This is a genomic window from Halomonas jincaotanensis (assembly GCF_018448785.1).
In the GTDB taxonomy this organism is placed as follows: Bacteria; Pseudomonadota; Gammaproteobacteria; order Pseudomonadales; family Halomonadaceae; genus Halomonas; species Halomonas jincaotanensis.
In genome coordinates this window covers 331520-355144 of sequence record NZ_JAHCLU010000003.1, presented here as the reverse complement: position 1 = coordinate 355144, position 23625 = coordinate 331520, and the positions used below count along the sequence as shown (strand labels likewise).

Sequence of the window (23625 nt, the reverse complement as noted above, 5' to 3'; positions counted from 1 at the left end):
CCGTGCTTCACGGTTCGCGTTGAATACGCCCGTCCGGGGCGCCCGTAAAAATTCAGAGTATGGTGCCGTCGGGCACCGATGCAACGTCACCGGCCCTTCTTCGCCTGCAAAAGAGCGGCGCCGAGCGCGCCCATCTGACCGTTCGACTCGCCGTCCGGCTGGCCACGCCGGGTCTTGGATTGACCGCCCTTGCGTGCCGACTTGTCCTGGCCTCCTCGGCGGCCTTCGGCGCTGCCGCGGCGCGGCCGCTCGGCCCCGGCATCGTCCAGTGGATCATCGAGACGCATGGTGAGCGCGATGCGTGAACGTTCGAGGTCCACGCTCATCACCTTGACCCTGACGATATCGCCGGCCTTGACCACCGTCCGAGGGTCCTCGACGAAACGCTCGGAGAGCGCCGAGATGTGTACCAGGCCGTCCTGGTGAACGCCAATATCGATGAAGGCCCCAAAATGCGTGACGTTGGTGACGCCCCCTTCGAGGATCATGCCGGGCTCAAGATCCTTGAGCGTTTCCACACCCTCGCGAAACTCCGCGGCCTTGAACTCGGGACGCGGATCGCGGCCGGGCTTGTCCAGTTCCTTGAGAATATCGCTGACGGTGGGCAAGCCGAAGCGCTCATCGGCGAACTCGACGGGTTCGATCGCCTTCAGGGTGACACTGTCGCCGATCAGGCCGCCAAGGTCGCGACCGCTACGCTTGGCAATCCGTTCCACCAGCGGGTAGGCCTCGGGGTGCACGGCGCTGGCGTCCAGCGGGTTGGACCCGTTCATGATGCGCAGGAACCCGGCGCACTGCTCGAAGGTCTTGGGGCCCAGTCGGCTGACGTCGAGCAGCGCGCGGCGGCTGCGGAATGCCCCTTCGGCGTTGCGACGCGCGACGATGGCCTCGGCTAGCGCCGGGTTGAGGCCGGCGACTCTGGAGAGCAGCGCGCTCGAGGCGGTATTGAGATCCACCCCCACCGCGTTGACACAGTCCTCGATCACCGCCTCCAGACTCTTCGACAACTGTAGCTGGGAGACATCGTGCTGGTACTGGCCCACGCCGATGGACTTGGGTTCGATCTTGACCAGCTCGGCCAACGGATCCTGGAGTCGCCTGGCGATGGAGACCGCGCCACGGATGGTGACGTCGAGATCGGGGAATTCGCGTGAGGCATACTCCGAAGCGGAATAGACCGAAGCGCCCGCCTCGCTGACCATCACCTTGGCCAGCGAGCGCTTGCCATGCTCTTTTTGAGAAGCGAAGCGCTTGACCAGTTCGCCGGCGAGCCGGTCGGTCTTGCGGCTGGCGGTCCCGTTGCCGACGGCGATCAGCGCTACGTCGTGCTTTTCGACCAGCGCGGCGAGCTCGGCAAGCGACGCATCCCAGCGGTTCTGGGGCGCATGGGGATAGATCGTGGCGTTTGCGAGGAACTGGCCGGTCGCGTCTACCACCGCGACCTTGCAGCCGGTGCGCAGGCCCGGGTCGATGGCCAGCGTCGCCTTCTGGCCCGCCGGTGCCGCGAGCAACAGGTCCTTGAGATTGGCGGCGAAGACGTCGATGGCGGCCTGCTCGGCGCGCTCACGCAGGCGACTCATCAATTCAGTTTCGAGCTGGGTATAGAGCTTGACCCGCCAGGTCCAGCGCACCACGTCACGCAACCAGGCATCGGTGGCACGCCCCTCGTCACGGATTGCGACATGGCGGGCGATCATCACCTGGGCCGGATGGATCGGCGTGTCCTGCTCGCCGGGCAGGCGAATCGACAGCGCAATCACCCCCTCGTTGCGGGCCCGGAACATCGCCAGGGCGCGGTGCGATGGCGTCTTGGCCAGCGACTCGTCATGCTCGAAATAGTCGGAGAACTTGGCGCCCTCGCGCTCCTTGCCCGCCAACAACCGAGCGCTCAACTCGCCTTCGCTCCACAGGCGTTCGCGCAGTTGCCCAACCAGCTCGGCATCCTCGGCGAAACGCTCCATGAGGATCTGGCGCGCGCCGTCCAGCGCCGCCTTCGTGTCCTCGACGCCCGGTGTGTCACCCTCTGCCGGGCGCAGGTAGGCTTGCGCCTCGGTCTGCGGGTCGCGGGTCGGGTCGGCCATCAGCGCATCGGCCAGCGGCTCGAGCCCTGCTTCCCTGGCGATCTGCGCCTTGGTACGCCGCTTCTTCTTGTAGGGCAGGTAAAGATCTTCCAGGCGCTGCTTGGTATCGGCGGCCTGCAGGCGCGCCGCCAGGTCGTCGGTCAACTTGCCCTGCTCCTCAATGGCGGCAAGCACAGTGGCGCGGCGCTCCTCCAGTTCACGGAGATAACGCAGGCGTTCATCGAGTTGGCGAAGCTGTATGTCATCGAGCCCGCCGGTCACTTCCTTGCGATAGCGGGCGATGAAGGGCACGGTGGCCCCGCCGTTGAGCAGTTCGACCGTGGCGGTGACCTGCTGAGTCCTGACGCTGAGTTCGTCAGCGAGACGCGTGATGATTCGGTTGGTGGCGTCCATGTAACCCCTGTCGCTGCTTCAGGAAACGAATCGCGACAAGGTATCACAAACCGCCATCAGGCGGGGACGAATGATAGCGCCAGACCGTTGTTGCACCAGCGCAGGCCGGTGGGCTCGGGTCCATCGTCGAACACGTGACCCTGATGACCACCGCAGCGCGCACAGTGGTATTCCGTACGCGGCCAGATGGCCTTGTAGTCGACCTTGCTGAGCAGGTGACCCTCCACGTGCTCGAAGAAACTCGGCCAGCCAGTCCCGGAGTCATACTTCATGGCGCTGGTGAACAGCAGCAGGTCACAGCCGGCACAGCGAAACTCCCCCTCGCGGGTTTCCTTGTCCAGCGGACTGGAGAAGGCCGGCTCGGTGCCTTCCTCGCGCAGAATCTCGAACTGCGCCTCGCTCAACCGCTCCCGCCACTCGGCCTCAGAAAGCTCCAGGGTCTCGATCCCTTCGGCGCGCTTGAGGTCGGGCTTGGGCCTGGCGCTGGCCACGCTGGGCAGCAGGCCCACCAGTGCTCCGGCGCTCAATAACCCTAGAAAATGACGACGCTTCATTGTTGACCTCCCTTGCGTAAATGACATCGAGCGGTAAAGCCGCCGCGATTCTTATATAACTACGCAGTTCCCCGCCTGCTGGATGCATAAAAAAGGGGCGAGTCGCAGGACTCACCCCGTTTCGACCCTGTGTCTGCCACGGGGTTCGCTCATCGATTGAGTGTCAGCTCATCAACGCTGCGGCCCCGCCGCGATAATGGCTGAATCGACACCGGCGAATTTCTGGAAGTTGTCGACAAACTTGGCGGCTAACGCTTGTCGCTGCTGATCATAGGCGGCTGGGTCCTGCCAGGTCCGGCGAGGATCGAGCAAGCTCGCGTCCACACCCGGTACCGCTACCGGCACTTCCAGGTTGAGGCCATCGATGTGACGAGTTTCGACATCGCGCAGCACACCGGCCTGGATCGCGGCGATGATGGCCCGCGTGGTGGGGATCGAGAAACGTACTCCCCCCTCACCGAAGGCACCACCGGTCCAGCCGGTATTGACCAGGTAGACCTGAGCGTCCTGCTTGGCAACACGCTTTATCAGCAAATCTGCATATTCTCGTGCCGGGCGGGGAAAGAAGGGTGCACCGAAGCAAGTGGAGAAGGTCGCTTCCAGGCCGCTCGAAGACCCCATCTCGGTCGAGCCGACCTTGGCGGTGTAGCCGGAGAGAAAATGGTAGGCCGCCGCCTCCTTGGAGAGCACCGAGACCGGCGGTAGCACACCGCTCATGTCGCAGGTCAGGAAGACGATGGCGCTGGGCTCCCCGGCGCGATTCTCGGGCACACGTTTTTCGACGTGTTCCAGGGGATAGGCGGCGCGCGAGTTCTGGGTCAGGCTTCCGTCGACGTAGTCGGGTTCGCGACGATCATCCAGCACCACGTTTTCCAGCACCGTGCCGAACTTGATGGCGCGCCAGATAACCGGCTCGTTCTTCTCGGAGAGTTCGATGCACTTGGCATAGCAGCCCCCCTCGATGTTGAAGACGGTGCCCGGCCCCCAGCCGTGTTCATCGTCGCCGATCAGGTAGCGCGCCGGGTCGGCGGAGAGCGTGGTCTTGCCAGTGCCAGAAAGGCCGAAGAACAAGGTGGTCTCACCATCCTCACCGACGTTGGCCGAGCAGTGCATGGGCAGGACGTCGGATTCGGGAAGCAGGAAGTTCTGCACCGAGAACATGGCTTTCTTCATTTCACCGGCATAACGCATGCCGGCAATCAGCACCCGCTGACCGGCGAAATCGAGAATCACGCAGCCGTCGGCGTTGGTACCGTCGCGCTGCGGATCGCATTCGAAGTAGGGCGCATTGAGAATCGTCCATTCACGCTTCAAGGCAGGATTGAACGGCTCGGGACGCACGAACATGGTACGACCGAAAAGATTATGCCAGGCCGTTTCGGTCGTCACGCGCACGGGCAGATAGTGCTCGGGGTCGCTGCCCACATGCAGCTCCGACACATACTGCTCGCCGTTGCCGAGATACGTTTCGACGCGACGCCACAAAGCCTCGAACTTGTCGGCATCGAAAGGGAGATTGACGTTGCCCCAATCGATCTGGCCGCTGGTGGAAGGCTCATCGACGATGAACCGGTCCTTGGGTGAGCGGCCGGTACGCAGTCCGGTGTTCACCACCAGTGCACCATTGGCGGCCAGGCGGCCTTCGCCATTGATCACGGCGCGCTCAATAAGCTCTGCACTACTGAGATTGACGTAAGTGCGGGGAGTGGCGGCTGGCTGCACGCTGGCAGCCTGGGATGCGGCTTGGGTCATTGTCATATGAATTCCTTGGCCTGGCGGCCGTTCTCTCTCGTGAGCCGGGCGTCGTCGACGCAGCTAAGCTGATGCCTTCGAACCACCAGGTGCGGATCTTCCCGTCTTGTTCCGTGGTGATCGTGTCGGTGTTGTGTCGCGGAAGCGGGGGCCATTATGACAAAAACATCTGTCGCGTGGAACGGCGTTTTTGGACGAAGATCTTGTAGTTTTACTACTACATCGGCGATCTTCGCTTACCTTACAAAGGTTCACAAATGAACATCTTGCGCCTGATGTGTCTCGATGAGAATCAACGACAGAACTAATCAGTGTATGACCGGCGGTTCGTCCTCCGCCGCGACCAGCAGCGCCTCGACATCGGCGGGCGAAAACCGGTAGCGACTATGACAAAAATGACACTGGGTCTCGATACTCCCCTGCTCCGCCAGTACCTCACGCAGCTCCGCTTCGCCAAGCGTCAGAAGCCCCTCGCCGATTCGCCGGCGCGAGCAAGTGCACGCAAAACGCAACGACTTGGGCTCATACACTCTCACCGTCTCGTCGTGATACAGCCGATACAACATGTCGCGTTGTTCGAGACCGAGCAATTCGTCTGTGGTCAGCGTAGCCGCTAGCTGGACGGTCCGCCCCCAGGCATCGTCATCCTGGTTCTGCGAGCCATCGGGCAGGCGCTGCAGCAGCAGGCCCCCGGCATGGCTGTCGCTCGCCGCCAACCACAAGCGTGTCGGCAACTGCTCGGATTGGGCGAAATATGCCTCAAGACATTCCGCCAGGCTGTTGTGCTCCAATGCCACGATGCCCTGGTAACGCTGTCCTTCCGCAGGGTCCAGGGTGATCATGATCTGGCCGTCGCCGATCAGTTCATGAAAGCTCATGTCATTGGCTGGAATCTCGGTGTCGTCGGCCATTCGGGCGATCGCCCGCAATTCCCCGCCGGGATTGGACTCGGCCATCAGCAGCGCCAAGGCTCCCTTGCCGCGCACCTCGATGCTCAAGGTGCCATCGAGCTTCACGGTGTCGGTAAGCAGTGCCACTGCAGCCAGCAACTCGCCCAACAAATGATTGACGACCGACGGGTAGCGATGACGGTCGAGCACGTCCTGATAGGCCTGCTCGAGGCTAACGATCTCGCCGCGCACGTTGGTGCGATCGAATAGGAAACGCTGAATTTGATCTGACATAAAGGCTCTTCACTCTCCATTACTCGTCCCCGCTTTCCTTGAAGCGACGAATATCGCGTCGCTGTTTCTTGTCGGGGCGCTTGAGGGGGTGCTGCATGACCTGATTGGTCAGACGACGCGCCTCGGCCTCACGTTCACGACGCGCGACACTTTCGGTTGTCTCGGCGTACAGGGCCCGGGCTTCGGGGGCCCCGCGTCGCTGATCGGAGAGCGCCAGCACTTCGACCTCGAGGATGTCCCAGCCCTGCGGCACACGAATCAGCGCCCCCACCTCGACGGCCTTGCTGGTCTTCGCTCGGGTGCCGTTGTATTGCACCTTGCCTCCCTCGAGGGCCTTCTTGGCCAACGCCCGCGTCTTGAAGAAGCGTGCCGCCCACAACCACTTGTCGAGACGCACGCTATCCATAGGTGCCGTCTCCCCGGTCATCGTCCACCAGCGGCGGCAGGTTCTGCGGCAAAATCGAGGCGAAACGGTCAAGTACGATGAATTCCTCGAGCTCCTTCTCTGGCCGCGTGCTGTCAGGCTGCTTGATGCCGAGCAAATGGCGAATACCGAACTCGCGTGCACTCTCGAGTACCGACGGGTTGTCATCGATGAACAGGGTACGTTCGGGGTCGAAAGGCTCGATATCCTGCAGGGCGAACCAGAAGGCCTGATCCTCCTTGGGAACCCCCAGATCGGCCGAGGAAACGATGGCGTCGAGATAGGCTTCCAGGCCTGTGAGCGGCAGCTTGAGCTCGAGGCTGGCCCGGTCGGCATTGGTCGCAAGGACCACGCGAGGATGGGCCTGCTGTAGCCACTTGAGAAAATCCAGGGCATCGCCGCGCAGCCCGATCAGGTGCTGGATCTCGCGCTTGAGGGCGAGGATGTCGACATCCAGCTCGCGACTCCAGTACGCCAGGCTGTACCAGTTGAGCGTGCCCTTTTCGTGGATGATTCGCGAGCGTACCTGCGCCTGGGTCGCTTCATCGAGCCGATGAAGTTCGCCATAGCGTCGCGGCAGATGTTCGAGCCAGAAATGGCTGTCGAAGTGCAGGTCAAGCAGGGTGCCGTCCATGTCCAGCAGGACGGTGTCGATGGCGCGCCAGTCGATCATCGAATCTCCGGATGGCATCGTTGAGGGCGTGAAGCGTAATATTGTACTCAAACCGGGACGGCGACGCATGCCGGCCTGTTACCTCATTGACAAGGAGCCATCATGACGAAAACGAGCGGCCCGGAAAGCCAACAAGGCACCGCAAACTGGCTGGAAAAACCCAAGGTCTTGTCGCGCCAATCCGTCGCCCGCAGTCGGCTGTTTCATATCGAGTCGCTGGAACTGCGTTTCTCCAACGGCGAGGAGCGCAGCTTTGAGCGTCTTACCGGCAGCGATCATGGTGCGGTGATGATGGTCGCGATGCCCGACCCCGAGCATGTATTACTGATTCGGGAATACGCCGCGGGCTTCGAGGATTATGTGCTGACCCTGCCCAAGGGGCTGGTCGATCCCGGCGAGGACGTGATCAGCGCCGCCAACCGCGAACTCATGGAAGAATGCGGTTTCGGTGCCCGACGTATCGAGCCGCTGGTGGAGCTGTCCCTGGCCCCCAACTACATGCGCCATCGCATGCAGGTCATGCTCGCGTCCGACCTCTACCCCAAGCGGCTACCCGGCGACGAGCCAGAGCCGTTGATCGTCGAGACCCACGCCATCAAGGAGCTGCCAGCCCTGCTCGCTCGCGAGGACTTCCATGAGGCCCGGGCCATCGCGGCCCTGTACATCGCGCGAGACCGGTTACGCAATGAAGAATCCACTCCGACCCTGTGGTAACGCAGAGTCTTGAATGACATCGACACCGACGCATCGATCGCGTGTCCTGTCCCCGGAAAGTCGCTACTTGAGATTAAGCCAGCGTTTCTGACGGTAGCTGTCCAGCCCCAGTTCGAGCAGCGTCATCACGCCGATGGCGTCATCGATGCTCACCGGGGGTGGGGTGCCCTCCAGGAGGGCCGAGGCGATTCCCGCATAGTAGGCGAGATAATCCCCCGGTGGCGTTGGTGCCCGGCGCTCAATGAAACCGGCCTCGCCATTCTCCAGCATCAAGCGACCCGGCCAGGGGTCGACGCCCCAGTACGTCGTGGGTCTGCGGCCTTCCTTGAGCCAGCTTTCCTGAGGATCGAGACCGAACTTGACGAAGCTGCCGCGGGTGCCGTTCACGCGAAACCGCGGCGTCTCTTCGGCGATCAGGGTGCCCGCCTGGAGCACTACTCGTTTGCGCTCATAAGCCAGCATGGCCAGGAAATCGTCGTCGACCTGGGCGCCATCGCGAAGCGAACCCAACTCCACGAAAATGGCCTTGGGCATGCCGAACAGCAACACTGCCTGGTCGAGCAGGTGGGGGCCCAGATCATACCAGAGCCCACTGCCCGGTTGACGGCGTTCTCGCCATCGATCCGGTACCACAGGGCGAAATCGATCGAAGCGTGATTCCAGACTCGCCACCCGCCCCAGCTCGCCTGAGGCGATCACCTCCTGCAGGGCCAGAAAGTCACTGTCCCAACGCCGGTTGTGAAAGACACTCAGCATCCGTTCGGCGTTGATGGCGAGGCTTTTCAGCAACCTGGCCTCGGACAACGAAATCGTCACGGGTTTGTCGACCACCACATGCTTGCCCGCCCCCAAGGCCGCCTTGGCGAGTGAGAAGTGCGTGCTGTTGGGCGTCACGATCACCACCAGGTCGATGTCCGTTCGGGCGAACAACATGGCCGCCTTGGGCAGCACGTCGACCGATGGCAGATCGGCCTTGACCTTGTCAGCATCACCACTGACGACAGCCGTCAGCTCGAGGGTCGGGGTCGCCTCGATCAGCGGGGCATGGAAGGTCTTCCCCGCCATGCCATAGCCGACCAGGCCGACATTGAGTGTCTGGTTCATCATCGATTCCCTGTGGTTACGCTATCTCGCCGTTGTCAGGCCCCGGGTGACGGCACCCCAACCTGACGAGTGCCGTCATCCGAAGACCACCTTCGCGACATCCGGGTAACGGCCAGCGAAGTGGACCGTCATTCCCTCCTTGAGGTAATCAGGTAGCTCATCGTAATCCCGGCGATTGGCATCGGGCAAAATCAGCTCGAAGATTTCACTGCGTCGAGCGGCGATCACCTTCTCGCGGATCCCTCCTACCGGCAGCACCTGACCGGTGAGTGTCAGCTCGCCGGTCATGGCCAGCGGCCGCTCGATGGCACGATGCAACGCCAGGGAAAGCAAGGCGGTGGTCATGGTGACCCCGGCCGACGGGCCGTCCTTGGGCGTGGCGCCTTCGGGCACATGCAAATGCACGAACGCCGAGTCGAAGAAGTCACTGTCGGCGCCATACTCGCTAAGGTGTCCCAGCACGTAGCTGTGCGCGATATTGGCCGACTCTTTCATGACCTCGCCGAGCTGGCCGGTGAGCTTGAAGCCGCGATCCAGTGAGTGGACCTTGCCGGCCTCGATGGAAAGTGTCGCACCGCCCATCGAGGTCCAGGCGAGCCCGGTCACCACCCCCTGGCCCTTCATCACCTTATCCTTGCGGAAGAGGGGAGCCCCGAGAAAATTCTCGAGATTGTTCACCGACACCCGCACCGACTTCTGATCATTTTCGAGCATCTTGACCGCCGCCTTGCGCACGATGCGATGCAGCTGCTTTTCTAACTGACGCACCCCAGCCTCGCGGGCATAGCCCTCGATCACCTGTTTGAGTGCCGAATCGGACAGATTGATGCGTTTCTTGGGTATCCGGTCGCGCTTGAGCAGCTTGGGCCATAGGTGATTCTTGGCAATGGCCAGCTTTTCCTCGGCGATATACCCCGAGAGACGAATCTGTTCCATGCGATCCAGCAGCGCCGGCGGAATCGAATCCAGCGTATTGGCCGTACACACGAACAGCACCTTGGAAAGATCGAGGCGCACATCCAGGTAGTGATCGAGAAAGTCGATGTTTTGTTCAGGGTCGAGCACCTCAAGCAGCGCCGAGGCCGGGTCGCCCTGGAAGGATTGCCCCATCTTGTCGATCTCGTCGAGCATGATCACCGGATTCTCGACCTCGACCTCCTTGAGGGACTGCACCAGCTTGCCCGGCATGGCACCAATATAGGTGCGCCGGTGCCCCTTGATCTCGGCCTCATCGCGCATGCCGCCCACCGAAAAACGATAGAACCTGCGGCCTAGCGCCTCGGCGATGGAGCGCCCCACCGAGGTTTTGCCAACACCGGGTGGGCCAACCAGCAGCAGGATCGACCCGCCGACATCGCCCTTGAAGGTGCCCTCGGCGAGAAACTCTACAATCCGTTCCTTCACATCGGTCAGGCCGTCGTGATCGCGATCGAGCACCTGGCGCGCATGGGCGAGGTCGAGCTGGTCGACGCTGCGCACGCCCCATGGCATCGACGTGAGCCAGTCGAGATAGTTGCGTGTCGTGCCGTATTCGGGGGAGCCGGTTTCCAGCACCGAAAGCTTGTCGAGTTCCTCTTCAATGCGCGTCAGCACCTTGGGCGGCACCGTCAGCCCCTCGAGTCGGTCGCGGAAGGTGTCGACATCGTTCTCGCGGTCGTCCTTGGAGATACCCAGCTCACGCTGGATGACCCTGAGCTGTTCGCGCAGGAAGAATTCACGCTGGCGGTTCTGCATCTGGGCGTTGACCTGGTCGCTGATCTCGCTTTGCAGCTGAGCGACATCGATCTCCTTGCGCAGCAGCGGCAACACCTTCTGCATGCGCGGCATGACCGCCAGGGTCTCCAGCACATCCTGCAGCTCATGGCCCTTGGCCGAGGTGATCGCCGCGGCAAAATCGGACAAGGGCCCCGGCTCGTGGGGGCTGAAGCGATTGAGATAGTGCTTGAGCTCCTCGCCATAGAGCGGGTTGATCGGCAACAGCTCCTTGATGCCATTGATCAGCGCCATGGCATAGGCGCGGGCCTCGTCTGCCTCGACATTGATCGGCTCGCGTGGGTAGGACACTTCGACCAGGTAAGGGGGGGTCTTGGACAGCCAGCGCTGGATGCGAAAGCGCTGCACGCCTCGGGCGATGAACTGGAACTGCTGATCCTCGGCCTGAAGCTTGTGTACCTTGACCGCTGTGCCGATCTCGGGGAAATCCCCCGGCCCGATCTCCTCGACGCCCGCCTCACCAACGAAAGCGAGCCCGACCACCTGGTGCGGGGTATCGGCGACGCGGCGCATGGTGTCTTCCCAGCGCTCGCGATTGATCACCAGCGGTTGTACCTGGGCGGGGAAGAAAGGCCGATTGTGGATCGGCAGCAGGTAGATACGCTCGGGCAGTGTGTCTCGTGCGGGCACCATGGCTTTACGCTCCTGGGGCCCTTCTCGGTAAGCGAAGTCATCGCCGGTGTCGTCGGACTCCCGAACCCAGTCCTGCCTCTCCGGGTCCTGGAAGCTATCCTGCTCGCCGCTCATAGGCTAATCATCCTAATCCGATGTGACTGCAATTTAGCAAACTAACCAGTCAATGCGGGCAGCCAGTACCGAGTTCAAGCCATACGGCTGTTTTAACAGGGGACATCAACGCCACAGCGGCGGTAAAGGCCGGCCATTGACTCGCACCCTGCCCCGTATCACGTCGATTTCAAGATCGCGGGTATCGAGTGGCAGCCCCAGCCACAGCGCCACCACCGTGGGCACATCAGGCCAGTCGAAGTCGCCGTCCAGACGCGACATCCAGCGCTGCTGCTCCGTCTCGTCAGAAAGTCGCAGCAGACTCAGCTCGCCGAGGTCGCGCGCATCGAAGAACAGGGCACCACTGCCCTGAACACCGATACCGAGCATGGGACTGTCGAGCTCCACCGCCGTGGCATCCAGGCGCGGAGAGTCATGCAGCATGTCAACCAGATACGGCTCGAGCGTTTCCAGCAGCTCGCGCCCCTGCCGAGCCGTGTCCCCCTGTGCCGCCTCGCTGCGCAGGACGCCCAGCGCCTGGCGCAGGGCATCCGCGTTGACTCGCGACAGCGACAACGCCACCCGGCCGGTCAGCAGCACCTCTTCAGCGGCCAGCACCTCCCTGATGGTCAGCTCACTATCGATGCGTAATTCACGTTCATCGAGGGTCATCTGGCTCTGATAGATGAGATCGTGCGCCGTTATGCCGAGGTCTGGCTGTTGCCAGCTGAGCGCTTCGACGCGCAGCAGATCGTGCTGTGTAAAGTGATAAGCCCCCGGCGTATAGGCGTAACGGCTCTCGAGCATGACCGGGCCGATATCGAGCCTTGCGCTGCCGTCGGTGAGCCGCAGGGGAGAAATACGGGCACGTCCGCGCCAGTCGCCATACTCGCCGTTGAAGGCCAACTCACCGCCCTGGAAATCCAGCTCACGCTCGCCCTGGCGGATAAGGAAAGGAGCCAGCTGAATCGAGCCCTCCAGGGTCCCGCTGAGTGTGTGATATAGCGCATGCCAACTCGGCGGATTCGACGGCAGCGCATCGCCAAACACGGGCATCTGATGTGGCCCCATCAGCGGCATCGCCAGCCCCTCGACGCGGGTGCTCAATACCCCGTGGTCGGCCTCATAGCTCAACGCAAGATGCCAGGCATCGCCCAGTACTGGCGCTACATGAATGGTCCCGCGGGACGTCAGCCAGCCGTGTCTGACGTCGCTGCGCTCGACCACCAGCTCACCTCGCGCCTCCAGATCATTGACGGCTCTCTCAAGCTCACGCTCGAACAACAGCCCGGAAAGGTATTGGGCCACAGCCCAAATCATGGCAACGACGATCAAGGCCGGGACGATCAAACGTTCCTTGCGTACCATGCTTTTCCTCATTCTCGACGGCACCGCTTATCGACGGCACCACAACCCTGACATCGCAGTGAGTCATCTAACTCGGCCTGCATTAGCGAAGTCAGTGTAGCCAGAACCAGATATGCATCGTACTCCAGGCATATATGCCTGCAAGAACATCATCGATCATGATGCCGAATCCCCCGGCCACTCGCCGGTCAGCCCAGCGAACCGGCCAGGGTTTGAAGACATCAAAGACCCGGAAGACCACGAACCCCCAAAGTGCCGCCTCCCAGGAAAAAGGCACAGCGGTCATGGTGATCCAGTAGCCGACGAATTCATCCCAGACGATGCCGGAATGATCGTGTACTCCCATGTCCTGAGAGGTCTTTTCGCAAAGCCAGACTCCCCAAACGAAGGTTACGACCAGCAAGGCCATGTACCAGTTGAGCGGTAATTCGGAGATGAGCCAGTAGAAAGGAATCGCCGCCAGGGTACCGAAGGTTCCTGGCGCGAAGGGCACGGCACCGCTGCCCAGCCCGAAGGCGAGAAAGTGGGTCGGGCGATGCCAGACGCTGGCCGGGGCGCGGTTCATGGCGTCACTCCGTCGTCAGCTTGGCCGGAAAAATGCTGCCAACCTCCCCGCACCGCCTCGGCGATGCCGGTGATGCCTGGGGAGGCGCTGATATGTCCGATGATCGACAGCGCAAGGTCGCTCGCCGCCAGCCGCTTGCGTGCCTCATCCAGATGCTCGGCGGGCAAGCTTACCAGTAGTTCATAATCATCGCCGCCGCTCAGTGCCGCGTCTCGTGCACGCGTTTCGCCCAGCGCCTCGACCAGCCCCTCGGCCAGTGGCAATGAGGCGGCTTCCAGCTCGGCACCGACGCCAGAGCTTGCCAGCAGATGCTTGAGATCGGCAAGCAATCCATCGGAGATATCAATCGCCGCCGTGGCAAGCCCTGCCAGCGCTTCGCCAGCGGCGAGACGTGGCTGAGGCAAGAGGTAACGCGCCAGCAGCGGGTGGCCGAGATCGCGCTCGCCTTGTTGCCAAAGGGCAAGCCCCCCGGCGCCCCCACCCAGGGCTCCGGTCACCGCCAGCAGATCGCCGGGCCGTGCGCCATCGCGAGTCAGGGACAAGGCAGGAGACACCTCACCCATGACGGTCACACCGATGGCCAGTTCGCCCTGTGTGGTGTCACCGCCGACCAGCGCTGTCCCGGTGGCATCGCACAGGGCATGAAAGCCTCTGGCGAAATCTTCGAGCCAGTCAGTATCATCCGCAGTCGGTAGGGTCAGCGACATCAAGCACCAACGCGAATGGGCGCCCATGGCGGCAAGATCGCTCAGGCTGACCGCCAGCGCTCGATGACCAATGGCCTCGGCGGGCGCGCCGGCGGGAAAGTGCACATCGACGACCGAGGTATCCACGCTGACCGCCAGGCGCTGGCCCGGCGTCGGTGACAGCAGCGTGCAGTCATCGCCGACACCCAGAGAGACCCCGGCGCCCGCCTGCGGCGACGCGGGAGTCAAGAAGCGCGTGATCAGATCGAATTCGCTGTGCATCAGGTATCACCCATCAGCGGCGACGGGCGGCCACCTCGGCACCACGCAAGCGGCCGGCGAGCTTGTCGAGAATGCTGTTGACGTATTTGTGGCTGTCGGTGCCACCGAAAGACTTGGCCAGCTCGACGCCCTCGTTTATCACCGCACGATACGGCACCTCGAGGCGGCGCGACAGCTCATAAGCGCCAAGGCGCAGAATGGCCAGCTCGATGGGATCGAGTTCCTCGAGTCGGCGGTCGAGCAAGGGCGAAATGTCAGCGTCCAGGTCCGCCTTGAAGCGCACCACGTTATGCAGCAGCTCATGAAACAGCGCCAGGTCGGCGAACTCCATGACCTTGTGCCAGTTCTCGTGGTCTTCCATATCCTCGTCGGCCAGCTGGCTGCGGAATTCCGCCTCAACCGCCGTGATCGACTTACCGGTCATCTGCCATTGATACAGCCCCTGCACCGCCAGCTCGCGTGCGGCATGCCGCGACTGCTGAGCGGCCGAGGGGGCACGGGATTTGTCGCCGCTCATGCCTTGTCCTCTGCGTGCTGATCATGATCGTCATCGTCGCCGAAACAGCGCAGCAGCGAGACCATCTCCATGGCGGCCATGGCCGCTTCCGCGCCCTTGTTGCCCGCCTTGGTGCCGGCACGCTCGATGGCCTGTTCGATGGAATTGACGGTGAGCACCCCATTGGCGATGGGCGTCTCGAACTCGAGCTGCAGGTTGCCAAGCGCGGCGTTGCAGCCACCCGCCACGTATTCGAAGTGAGGCGTGCCGCCACGGATCACCGCCCCCAGCGCGATCACTGCATCCGGATGCGCCACCTTGAGGACCTTCTTGACTGCCAGGGGCAGTTCCCAGGCGCCTGGCACATGAACGATATCAATGTTGTCGCCCTCAACGCCGTGACGCATCAGGATATCCACCGCCCCTTCCACCAGGCTGTCGACCACATGATGGTTGAAGCGGCCCACCACGATCACGTAGCGACCGTCGATGTCGACAAAGGTACCTTCGACTTGGGAAATCGGTTGCATGGTTTCAGGTTCCTCGTGAACTCTGTCCGGCTGAATTCTGGCACGGCCAGGCCATGCCGTTGACATGAGTGAATGTTGCGCTCATCCGCCGGCAGCGGCCTGGTTGACGGGGAGATCCTCGGGGCCCAAGCGCTCGACCACTTCCAGATCGAAGCCAGACAGCGCCGAGAATCTCCAGGGTGAGCTGAGCAGGCGCATCCGGCCCACGCCGAGATGGCGCAGAATCTGCGACCCGGTGCCGATGGTCAGGTAGTTGCCGGCACCATCGGAGTCGCTGCTGCGCGGGGTTCGACGACGTTCCAGGAAAACTTCGAGCTGATCGCGGAAATCCTGATGGGGACGCCCATCATCGAGCAGCACAAAGACGCCCTGGTCGACACGGGCGATCTCCTCGAGGGCCGCGTGGGTCGACCAATGGCCGCCCTCACCTTTCTGCAGTCCGAGCAGATCACGCAGCGTATCGGCCAGGTGCACACGCACGGTGGTCGGTGTCTCGGGTGTCGGTTGTCCCTTGACCAGCGCCAGATGGTGCGCGCCCTGTATGCGATCGCGAAAGACATGCAGCGTCAGTTCGCCGAAGGCGGTCTGGACCGGGGTCGACTCCACCGGCTCCACGGTCTGCTCATTGTGGATGCGATAGTGGATCAGATCGGCGATGGTGCCCATCTTCAGTCCATGTTCGGCGGCGAATTGCTCGAGTTCCGGACGACGCGCCATGCTGCCGTCGTCGTTCATCACCTCGCAGATCACCCCGCTCGGCTCGAAGCCAGCCAGCGCCGCCAGGTCGCACGCCGCTTCGGTATGCCCGGCGCGACGCAGTACGCCGCCCGGCTCGGCCATCAGCGGGAAGATATGCCCCGGCTGAACGATATCTTCGGGCCTGGCATCGCGTGCCACCGCAGCCCGCACGGTGCGGGCCCGGTCGGCGGCAGAAATGCCGGTGGTGACCCCTTCGGCGGCCTCGATGGAGAGCGTGAACTTGGTGCCGAACCCCGAGTTGTTGTCGCGCACCATCAGCGGCAACTGCAGGTACTCACAGCGGCTGCGGGTCATTGGCAAACAGATCAAGCCACGCGCATGACGCGCCATGAAGTTGATGTGCTCGGCCTCGACCCTCTCGGCGGCCATGATGATATCGCCTTCGTTCTCGCGATCCTCATCATCCATGAGGATCACCATTTTGCCCTGGCGAATATCCTCGACCAGTTCAGCAATGGGGGCCATGCCCCCGGAGGAGGTTTGCACCATGGGATCTCCAGTGATTCAGCGTGGCAGGCCTCGCGGCCTGCCTCGAAACGGCGTCAGGGTACCGTGGCGCGGCGGCGGGCGCCAGTGGAGAGCACCGTGGCGCGGCGGCGGACGCCAGTAGAGAGCACCGTGGCACGGCGGCGGGCGCCAGGCTCGTCGCCCACGTTTAACGCGGCAGCGCGGTAATCCGCCAGTCGCGACCCACGGCACGGATATCGAGAATCTCGAGCGGTCGCTGGTGGGCCATCTCCGACAACCCCGGCAACGCGAACAATGGCCGCGCCTCGCCACCCAGCAGGGTGGGTGCGACGAAGAGCTGCATCTCGTCGACCAGGCCGGCATCGAGCATGGCGCCCGCCAGGGTCGCCCCGGTCTCGAGCAGCACTTCGTTGGCGTGTTCGGTCTCGGCGAGGTAACGCAGCAAGGCATGCAGGTCCACCCGTCCTTCCGCCCCTGCCGGCATTTCCAGCACCTCGGCGCCGGCACGCTCGAGTCGCTGGCGTTTGTCGGCATCGAAGCCTGCGCAGGTCGCGACCAGGGTTCGCCCCGGCTCGCTCAGACACGCCGCCGCCTGGGGCAGGCGCAGCTGCGTATCGACCACCACTCTCAGGGGTTGATGCCGGGCAATCTCCTCGGCATCTTCCAGCTCGAGCGCCTCCGGCCGCACGGTGAGCCGTGCGTTGTCGAAGATAACCGAGTCGACACCGGTCAGCACCGCGCTCGACCTCGCCCGCAGGCGCTGCACGTCACGGCGCGCCTGAGGGCCGGTGATCCACTGCGATTCGCCCGATTGCATGGCGGTGCGGCCATCGAGGCTCATCGCCATCTTAAGGCGCACGAAGGGACGGCCATGCTCCATGCGCATCACGAAGCCCGGATTGAGCGCCAGCGCCTGGTCTTCCAGCAAGCCGACCGACACGTCGATTCCCGCGTCGCGCAACATGGCAATACCGCGGCCCGCCACGTCGGGGTTGGGGTCGACCATGGCGATCACCACCGCCTTCACCTTCGCCTCGATCAGCGCCAGCGCGCAGGAGCCGGTACGCCCCTGATGCGAACAGGGCTCCAGGGTGACATAGGCCGTGGCGCTCCGGGCGGCTTCTCCGGCGGCGCGCAGCGCGTGAACCTCGGCATGCGGCTCACCGGCGCGGACGTGATACCCCTCACCGACCACACGCCGGCGCTTGACCAGCACGCAGCCGACCCGTGGGTTGGGATGCGTGGTGTAAAGGCCACGACGCGCCAGTTGCAGGGCGCGGGCCATCCAAGTTTCCGGGGACTGTTTGGCCATTGACTCCCTTTTTGCAAGCGTTGGCATTCAGCGATTGGTCGTGTCGTGAGGGGTTCCCGGCTCTTGAGACAACCGGTCGATCTCGGCACGAAACTCGTCGATATCCTGAAAGCGGCGATACACCGAGGCGAAGCGAATAAAAGCGATCTGGTCGAGGCGCTTGAGTGCGCTCATGACCTCCTCGCCGATAATCCGGGCATTGATTTCCCGCTCGCCGCGAGCCCGTAACGCCTGGCGAATACGCTCCACTGCCGCCTCGATGGCTTCGGCGCTGACCGGGCGTTTCTCGAGGGCGCGCAGCATGCCGGCACGCAACTTGGCCTCGTTGAAGTCCTCTCGCGTCCCATCACCCTTGATCACCCGCGGCATCACCAGTTCGGCTGTCTCGTAGGTGGTAAAACGTTCACCGCATGCCGCGCACTGGCGCCTGCGGCGCACCTGATCGCCCTCGGCGACCAAGCGCGAGTCGGTCACCTTGGTGTCATGGGTTCCACAAAAGGGACAGTGCATCGAAGGATTCCAGAGTCGGCAGGGAGAAGGTGTTGCCACAGTGTAACGTTTCCCTATGTATACGCCCAGCCGACGCCCACTTGGCGCAGGCGAGAAGCCGAGCTGGCACATACTATGCAAGAAAAGCTTCCATGCAAGCCGTGATTGTCCAGACGCCTGACCGGAACCCTCCAATGCCCACGACTCCTACTCTCCCTCGCCATCTCGATCACGATGAGTTCGTCAATCGCGCCCGCGCGCGCCTGGCCCTCATTTACGGCCAACGCGCCGAGGAAGTGCTCAAGCGCCTTCTCACGCTGGTAGCGCACCAGGGCAGTGCACTGCTCGCCCGGCGACCGGACACTCCACCGCCATTGTGGAGCGAGCGAGACCAATGGTTGATCACCTATGGTGACAGCCTGCTCGATGGCGACCGCCCACCGCTGGAGGCACTGGAATCCTTTATTGACACCCGCCTGCCGGATACCTTCAGCGGCGTGCATATCCTGCCATTCTTTCCCTGGAGCAGCGACGACGGCTTCTCGGTGATCGATTATCGACAGGTCGAACCCTCGCTCGGCGACTGGTCGCACATCCGCCGCCTGGCCGAGCACGGCGCCCTGGCGTTCGACCTGGTGCTCAATCATGTATCGCGCGAGTCGCTATGGTTCGTCGATTACCTGAGCGATAGCAAGCCGGGACGCGACTTCTTCATCGAAATGGACCCGGCCACCGATCTCTCGGCGGTCGTACGCCCACGTAACAGCCCGCTGCTGGTACCGGTGGCCACTCGCCGTGGCACCCGGCATCTCTGGGCGACCTTCTCCGATGACCAGATCGATCTCGACTTCGCCAACCCCGACGTGCTGCTGGAGTTCATCGACATCCTGCTTTTTTATCTCCAACAAGGCGCGCGAATCATCCGCCTCGATGCCATCGCCTATCTCTGGAAGGAAATCGGCACCAGCTGTGTTCACCTGCCCCAGACCCACGAGGTCGTGCGCCTGATGCGGGCCATCGTCGACTACCTGGCGCCGGGCACCCTGCTGTTGACCGAGACCAATGTCCCGCATCGCGAGAACATCAGCTACTTCGGTTTGGATCGTCTTTCCGGCCCCGACGACACCCCGGACGAGGCGCACCTGGTCTATCAGTTCCCGCTACCGCCGCTGCTGCTGCATACCCTCACCAGTGGCGAAGCCGGCACCTTGGCGACTTGGCTCTCGAGCCTGCCCGAACTGCCGCCGGGCTGCAGTTATCTCAACTTCACCGCCAGCCACGACGGTATCGGCGTGCGGCCACTGGAAGGCCGGATGCCCACCCACGAGATCGAGGCGCTGACGGAGCTGATGCATCGTTTCGGCGGCTTCGTCAGCATGCGCGCCAACCCCGGTGGCGAGGACACACCCTACGAGATCAACATCACCTGGTTCGACGCCATGAAAGGCACGCGCCGTGGCGCCGATCCCTGGCAGGTCGAGCGTTTCCTGTGCAGCCAAAACCTGATGATGGCGCTGCAGGGCATTCCCGCACTGTACCTCCACTCCCTGACCGCATCGCTCAACGATCACGAAGGCGTCGAGCGCAGCGGACGATTGCGCTCGCTCAACCGACGCCGCTGGCAGCGCGAGGATCTCGACGAGCTGCTCGACAGCCGCAACACGCCGACGCGGGAGGTCTTCATGGCCCTCAAGCGCCGACTGGCGGTGCGCCGTAGCGAACCCTGTTTCCACCCGGATGCACCCCAACGCGTGATCCCTTCACCGCCCGAGCTGCTGGTGCTGGAGCGTGGCCCGCTGAGCGATGGGCGTCGGTTGCTGGCGATCCATAACATCACCGATCGGCGCCAGCCACTGGCCCTGTCCGAACTCGACGCGCGATCTTGGTATGACCTGTTGGAGAAGGCCACCGTGAAGCGGATCGACAGCCTCGCGCCCTACCGCAGCCTTTGGCTAGTCAGCGAGGATCAGTGAGCCTTGCCGTGCGACGCCTGTTGCCGGGTATTTACCGGCAGTACCGGAGCCTCGAAAGACAGCGTCTCGCCGTTGGCGAATTCCAGCGTGATGGCCACCCTCTCGCCTTCGTCCAAGGATTGCGTCAAGTTGATCAGCATCAGGTGTAGGCCGCCAGGGGCCAGCTCGGTGCTGCCACCGGCGGGAATGCTCACCTCGGACACGTGGCGCATCTGCATCACCCCATCCGCGTGCTGGTGCTCGTGCAGCTCGAGCACCTCGGCCGCCGGCGACGATGCCGCGACGATCTCGACGTCCTCGTCCCCGGCATTATGCAGGACCATGAAGGCTGCCGAGGTAGTCGACACCGGGGGCACCGCACGCACCTGGGCATTCTCCACCGTGACCGACTGGGCCACCGCCATGTGACTGGCCAGCGCGAGCATCAACGCTGTCAGGGATGGCAGGAATAACCGCATATCGTTGTCTCCTCAGTACGTGTCAGTCGACTGTTATACCGCACTATCGCCGCGGGGTGCTGGCGAATGCGACGTTTCGTCTCCGGCAACGCCTCTCCCGCCGAGGCCGCCATAGCGATGGCCAGGTTCGTGACAGGACCCGCTTCATGACAGAATCTGACGCTTTTCAATGTCAGAAAACTTTATCGTCAGGAAATCGCCATGTCCTTGCCTGCCCGTTTCTCCCTACCGTCTCCCGTTGCCCTGGTCCTGGCTTGCGCCTTGGCGCTGCCGGTTTCGGCCGATGATCACTGGCCGGGCCCGGTCAAGGCGCTCACCGCCCAGGGGCTGACCATTCATGCCGAGTTCGAGGCGCCCGCCGGGCTGACCGGCTACGCAGCCAGCTACGAGGGTGGCGAGGTTGCCATCTACCTGACCGCCGATGGTCAGCATGCAGTAGTGGGTACCTTGGTGGACGCCGAGGGCACGGATCTCTCCAATGCCGCATTAGATGAGCATATCCGCGCCGCCCAGGACGCCGCCGCCTGGGAAGAGGTCGAGAAGGGGGCGTGGATTCGCGATGGCGACAGCCAGGCACCGCGTGTGATCTACACCTTTTCAGACCCCAACTGCCCCTTCTGCCGGGAACTCTGGAAGGCAACCCGCCTCTGGGTCGACGCCGGCGAGGTGCAGATTCGACATGTCATGGTGGGCATTCTCGCCCAGGATAGCCCCGCCAAGGCCGCCGCCTTGCTGGGCGCCGAGGACCCGGTCGCAGCACTTGACGCTCACTACGCCGGCCGCGAGGAAATCGAGGCCTCCGCCCAGCCCCGCGACATCGAAGAGCAGGTATACGATAACAACCAGCTGTTCGAATCGCTGGGGCTGATCGCTACACCCTCGACCTTTTACCGTGACGGCGAGCGCAGCCGGAGAGTGGAAGGCATGCCGAGCGAGGAGCGCCTGATCGACATGATGGGCGGCGAAGCCCCCTGAAGTTTCTTTACCTCGCTATCCGAAACACGAACCTTCCACCTGGCTTGGCCAGGCGGGAGGTTCGCGTTGCCGCGAAGGCAGCGGGAGTTACTCTTCTTTTAGACCTTCGAAGCGCGATTGGCCGACGTTCCAGGGCGTGACCTCGCCGCCCTTCTCGCCCCAATTGGCGTGGTCGCCCAGCACGTGGCCGTCATGCTCGCGCACCTGACCGTAGCTGGAGTTCTTGTGGAAGGTGGGCCCGAACCTCTCCAGGGTCTCTTCCACATTACCGGTGTAGCGCGGATCCTGCGGGCGTTCCTGCCGGGTCATGTAGTAGGCGATGTCCCACGCCTGCTGGTCGGAGAGTGAGAGCGGCTTGCCCAGCGGCATATTGTTCTTGATGAACCCGGCCGCGGTCTCGGTCCGCACGATCCCCGCCCCCCAGTTATTGGAGCCATCGCCCCAAGGCGCCGGGAAAATGTACTCGCCATCCTGATAGAGGCCGGAACCATTCTCGCTGTGGCAGATCGCGCACTGCGCCTGGTAGAGCTCCTCGCCACGCTGGTAATTCAGCTCGTCGGGACGCTCCGGTGCCGGAAAGCCGCGGCCATAGATCGGCTGGTCGGGATACATCGGCGCGCCCTTGGCCAGCCACTGGTGATAGGCCGACAACGCCAGCATGTCGTCACTGCCGTACTCGGGCGGCACGCCGTTCATGGAATAGGCGAAGCAGCCGGCGATGCGTTCCTCCAGGTTGTTGACGTGGTCGTTCTTGCCGCGATAGCTGGGCAGGGTGACCACCGCCGGCCAGATTGGCGCGCTGAACGGTTGGCGCCCCTCGCCGAGATGGCAACTGGAGCAGTTCATCTCGTTGAAGACATTCTCACCACGCAGCTGCTGGGTGTTGGTGAAGAGATCGTAGCCGCGACGGATGACCTCCTTGGTTTCCGGATGCAGGTCGGCTTTCTCGAGATCTGCCATGGTCGGCGGAACGTGGACAAGCTCGCCCTCCTGAGGTGGCGGGTAACCAAGTTCCACCAACGTCTCAACCGCCGACGGCACAGACTCGGCAAGGGCGGCCAGGCTCATCCCGGCGGTCAGGGCTGCACTGGCCAAGGCCAGGGGTATCTTGTGAGCGGTCATTGGCTTTCCCCCTGTTCGGACGCCACGGACTGGTTGGCCAGCCAGGCGGAAACGGCGCGTATGTCGTCATCGCTCATGCGCTTGGCGATGGCACCCATCAGGTTCTGCGGGTCGTTATTACGCTCGCCTGCCTGCCAGGCATGCAGCTGGCTCTCGATGTAACCGGCGTGCTGGCTGGTGATACCCGGAAAGGTGTCGCCTGCGCCCTCGTTGCGCGGGCCGTGACAACTCTTGCAGGAGACGATGTACTGATTCCAGTCGCCGCGCAGGGCGAGCTGCTCGCCGCGGGACAGCAGCGCCTCGTCGGCATCGCCGCCGCCCTGGGCCGCGGTCACCGGCATCTCGCCGTAGTAGGCGGCCACGTCGGCAATTTGCTGATCATCAAGCATGTTGGCGAAGGGTTGCATGCTGGCGTTATGACGACGGCCTGCCTTGAAGTCGTGGAGCTGCTTAGCGATGTAGTCGGCGTCCAGACCGGCCAGACGGGGCCAGGATTCACCGTCGGGCACGTTCATGCCACTGCCGTCGGCCTGGTGGCAAGCCACGCAGGTCCCCGCGGCTGTCTCGCCACGCTCGACGTTGCCTTCCTGGGCCTCGGCCTTGCCGCCGACCAGGCCGAGGCCCAGCAGCAGGCCGAGCCCACTTATGATGCACTTGCTGATCATCATAGTTACCTCTCTTGTTGTCACCGACCCTTGCGCGGTCAGCTCAACGGCTCACCTGGACCAGGAAAGCCAGGTGGGCTTTCCGTTCGCTCACATCCT

22 protein-coding genes are annotated in these 23625 nt (G+C 63.1%); 3 read left to right on the top strand and 19 right to left on the bottom strand.

Going from position 1 to position 23625, the window contains the following annotated elements:
- Window positions 1-86: 86 nt before the first annotated feature.
- The 6 genes from KG088_RS04905 to yrfG all read right to left on the bottom strand — a co-directional run bounded on the left by KG088_RS04905 (window position 87) and on the right by yrfG (window position 7061).
- Window positions 87-2474: a Tex family protein gene (locus KG088_RS04905; RefSeq protein ID WP_213824369.1), complete on the bottom strand. Its 2388-nt coding sequence runs from the start codon at window positions 2472-2474 to the stop codon at window positions 87-89.
- A gap of 56 nt (window positions 2475-2530) precedes the next feature.
- Window positions 2531-3028 carry a peptide-methionine (R)-S-oxide reductase MsrB gene (gene msrB, locus KG088_RS04900; RefSeq protein WP_213824368.1) on the bottom strand — a complete coding sequence of 166 codons (498 nt, stop codon included), beginning with the start codon at window positions 3026-3028 and terminating at the stop codon, window positions 2531-2533.
- A 171-nt stretch (window positions 3029-3199) separates the two neighbouring features.
- On the bottom strand, window positions 3200-4786 hold the full coding sequence (locus KG088_RS04895; protein WP_213824367.1) for a phosphoenolpyruvate carboxykinase: 1587 nt from the start codon (window positions 4784-4786) through the stop codon (window positions 3200-3202).
- Between the two features lie 302 nt (window positions 4787-5088).
- On the bottom strand, window positions 5089-5964 hold the full coding sequence (gene hslO / locus KG088_RS04890; RefSeq protein WP_213824366.1) for an Hsp33 family molecular chaperone HslO: 876 nt from the start codon (window positions 5962-5964) through the stop codon (window positions 5089-5091).
- A 19-nt stretch (window positions 5965-5983) separates the two neighbouring features.
- Window positions 5984-6370, bottom strand: a complete 387-nt coding sequence (gene hslR / locus KG088_RS04885) for a ribosome-associated heat shock protein Hsp15 (RefSeq protein ID WP_213824365.1) — start codon at window positions 6368-6370, stop codon at window positions 5984-5986.
- Entirely contained in the window at window positions 6363-7061 is a 699-nt protein-coding gene (gene yrfG, locus KG088_RS04880; RefSeq protein WP_213824364.1) for a GMP/IMP nucleotidase, read from the bottom strand. Before yrfG ends, hslR begins: the two co-directional genes overlap by 8 nt.
- 102 nt (window positions 7062-7163) lie before the next feature.
- Between yrfG and nudE the strand changes: the two genes are divergently transcribed.
- On the top strand, window positions 7164-7775 hold the full coding sequence (nudE, locus tag KG088_RS04875) for an ADP compounds hydrolase NudE (protein WP_213824363.1): 612 nt from the start codon (window positions 7164-7166) through the stop codon (window positions 7773-7775).
- Between the two features lie 63 nt (window positions 7776-7838).
- Here the strand turns inward: nudE and KG088_RS04870 are convergent, their stop codons facing one another.
- From KG088_RS04870 to nrdR, 10 genes are all read right to left on the bottom strand, one after another.
- On the bottom strand, window positions 7839-8879 hold the full coding sequence (locus KG088_RS04870) for an oxidoreductase (protein ID WP_213824422.1): 1041 nt from the start codon (window positions 8877-8879) through the stop codon (window positions 7839-7841).
- A 75-nt stretch (window positions 8880-8954) separates the two neighbouring features.
- A complete protein-coding gene (gene lon, locus KG088_RS04865; RefSeq protein ID WP_213824362.1) occupies window positions 8955-11399 on the bottom strand; it encodes an endopeptidase La in 2445 nt (814 codons plus the stop codon).
- Between the two features lie 105 nt (window positions 11400-11504).
- Window positions 11505-12746 (bottom strand): DUF945 family protein, encoded by a 1242-nt coding sequence (locus KG088_RS04860; RefSeq protein WP_213824361.1) that lies wholly within the window; start codon window positions 12744-12746, stop codon window positions 11505-11507.
- Between the two features lie 91 nt (window positions 12747-12837).
- Window positions 12838-13311, bottom strand: coding sequence for a phosphatidylglycerophosphatase A family protein (locus tag KG088_RS04855; RefSeq protein ID WP_213824360.1), 474 nt, complete (start codon window positions 13309-13311; stop codon window positions 12838-12840).
- Window positions 13308-14279: a thiamine-phosphate kinase gene (gene thiL, locus KG088_RS04850; RefSeq protein ID WP_213824359.1), complete on the bottom strand. Its 972-nt coding sequence runs from the start codon at window positions 14277-14279 to the stop codon at window positions 13308-13310. The genes KG088_RS04855 and thiL overlap by 4 nt, the downstream gene beginning before the upstream one ends.
- 13 nt (window positions 14280-14292) lie before the next feature.
- A complete protein-coding gene (nusB, locus tag KG088_RS04845; RefSeq protein WP_213824358.1) occupies window positions 14293-14796 on the bottom strand; it encodes a transcription antitermination factor NusB in 504 nt (167 codons plus the stop codon).
- Window positions 14793-15305 (bottom strand): 6,7-dimethyl-8-ribityllumazine synthase, encoded by a 513-nt coding sequence (gene ribH, locus KG088_RS04840; RefSeq protein WP_213824357.1) that lies wholly within the window; start codon window positions 15303-15305, stop codon window positions 14793-14795. The genes nusB and ribH overlap by 4 nt, the downstream gene beginning before the upstream one ends.
- A gap of 81 nt (window positions 15306-15386) precedes the next feature.
- Window positions 15387-16553, bottom strand: coding sequence for a bifunctional 3,4-dihydroxy-2-butanone-4-phosphate synthase/GTP cyclohydrolase II (ribBA, locus tag KG088_RS04835; RefSeq protein ID WP_213824356.1), 1167 nt, complete (start codon window positions 16551-16553; stop codon window positions 15387-15389).
- A gap of 166 nt (window positions 16554-16719) precedes the next feature.
- A complete protein-coding gene (gene ribD / locus KG088_RS04830) occupies window positions 16720-17844 on the bottom strand; it encodes a bifunctional diaminohydroxyphosphoribosylaminopyrimidine deaminase/5-amino-6-(5-phosphoribosylamino)uracil reductase RibD (protein ID WP_213824355.1) in 1125 nt (374 codons plus the stop codon).
- 27 nt (window positions 17845-17871) lie between these two features.
- Entirely contained in the window at window positions 17872-18354 is a 483-nt protein-coding gene (gene nrdR, locus KG088_RS04825) for a transcriptional regulator NrdR (RefSeq protein ID WP_213824354.1), read from the bottom strand.
- 173 nt (window positions 18355-18527) lie between these two features.
- Here nrdR and KG088_RS04820 point away from each other — a divergent pair, with 173 nt between their 5' ends.
- Entirely contained in the window at window positions 18528-20306 is a 1779-nt protein-coding gene (locus KG088_RS04820) for a sugar phosphorylase (RefSeq protein WP_213824353.1), read from the top strand.
- On the opposite strand, the gene KG088_RS04815 is transcribed toward KG088_RS04820, so the two are convergent.
- Window positions 20300-20764 carry a copper chaperone PCu(A)C gene (locus tag KG088_RS04815; RefSeq protein WP_213824352.1) on the bottom strand — a complete coding sequence of 155 codons (465 nt, stop codon included), beginning with the start codon at window positions 20762-20764 and terminating at the stop codon, window positions 20300-20302. The genes KG088_RS04820 and KG088_RS04815 overlap by 7 nt on opposite strands.
- Window positions 20765-20965: 201 nt before the next feature.
- Between KG088_RS04815 and dsbG the strand changes: the two genes are divergently transcribed.
- Complete coding sequence (gene dsbG / locus KG088_RS04810; RefSeq protein ID WP_213824351.1) at window positions 20966-21739, top strand: thiol:disulfide interchange protein DsbG; 774 nt, start codon at window positions 20966-20968, stop codon at window positions 21737-21739.
- Window positions 21740-21826: 87 nt separating this feature from the next.
- Here the strand turns inward: dsbG and KG088_RS04805 are convergent, their stop codons facing one another.
- Both KG088_RS04805 and KG088_RS04800 read right to left on the bottom strand, forming a co-directional pair.
- On the bottom strand, window positions 21827-22861 hold the full coding sequence (locus KG088_RS04805) for a c-type cytochrome (protein WP_213824350.1): 1035 nt from the start codon (window positions 22859-22861) through the stop codon (window positions 21827-21829).
- Entirely contained in the window at window positions 22858-23529 is a 672-nt protein-coding gene (locus KG088_RS04800; protein ID WP_250148065.1) for a c-type cytochrome, read from the bottom strand. Before KG088_RS04800 ends, KG088_RS04805 begins: the two co-directional genes overlap by 4 nt.
- Window positions 23530-23625 lie beyond the last annotated feature (96 nt).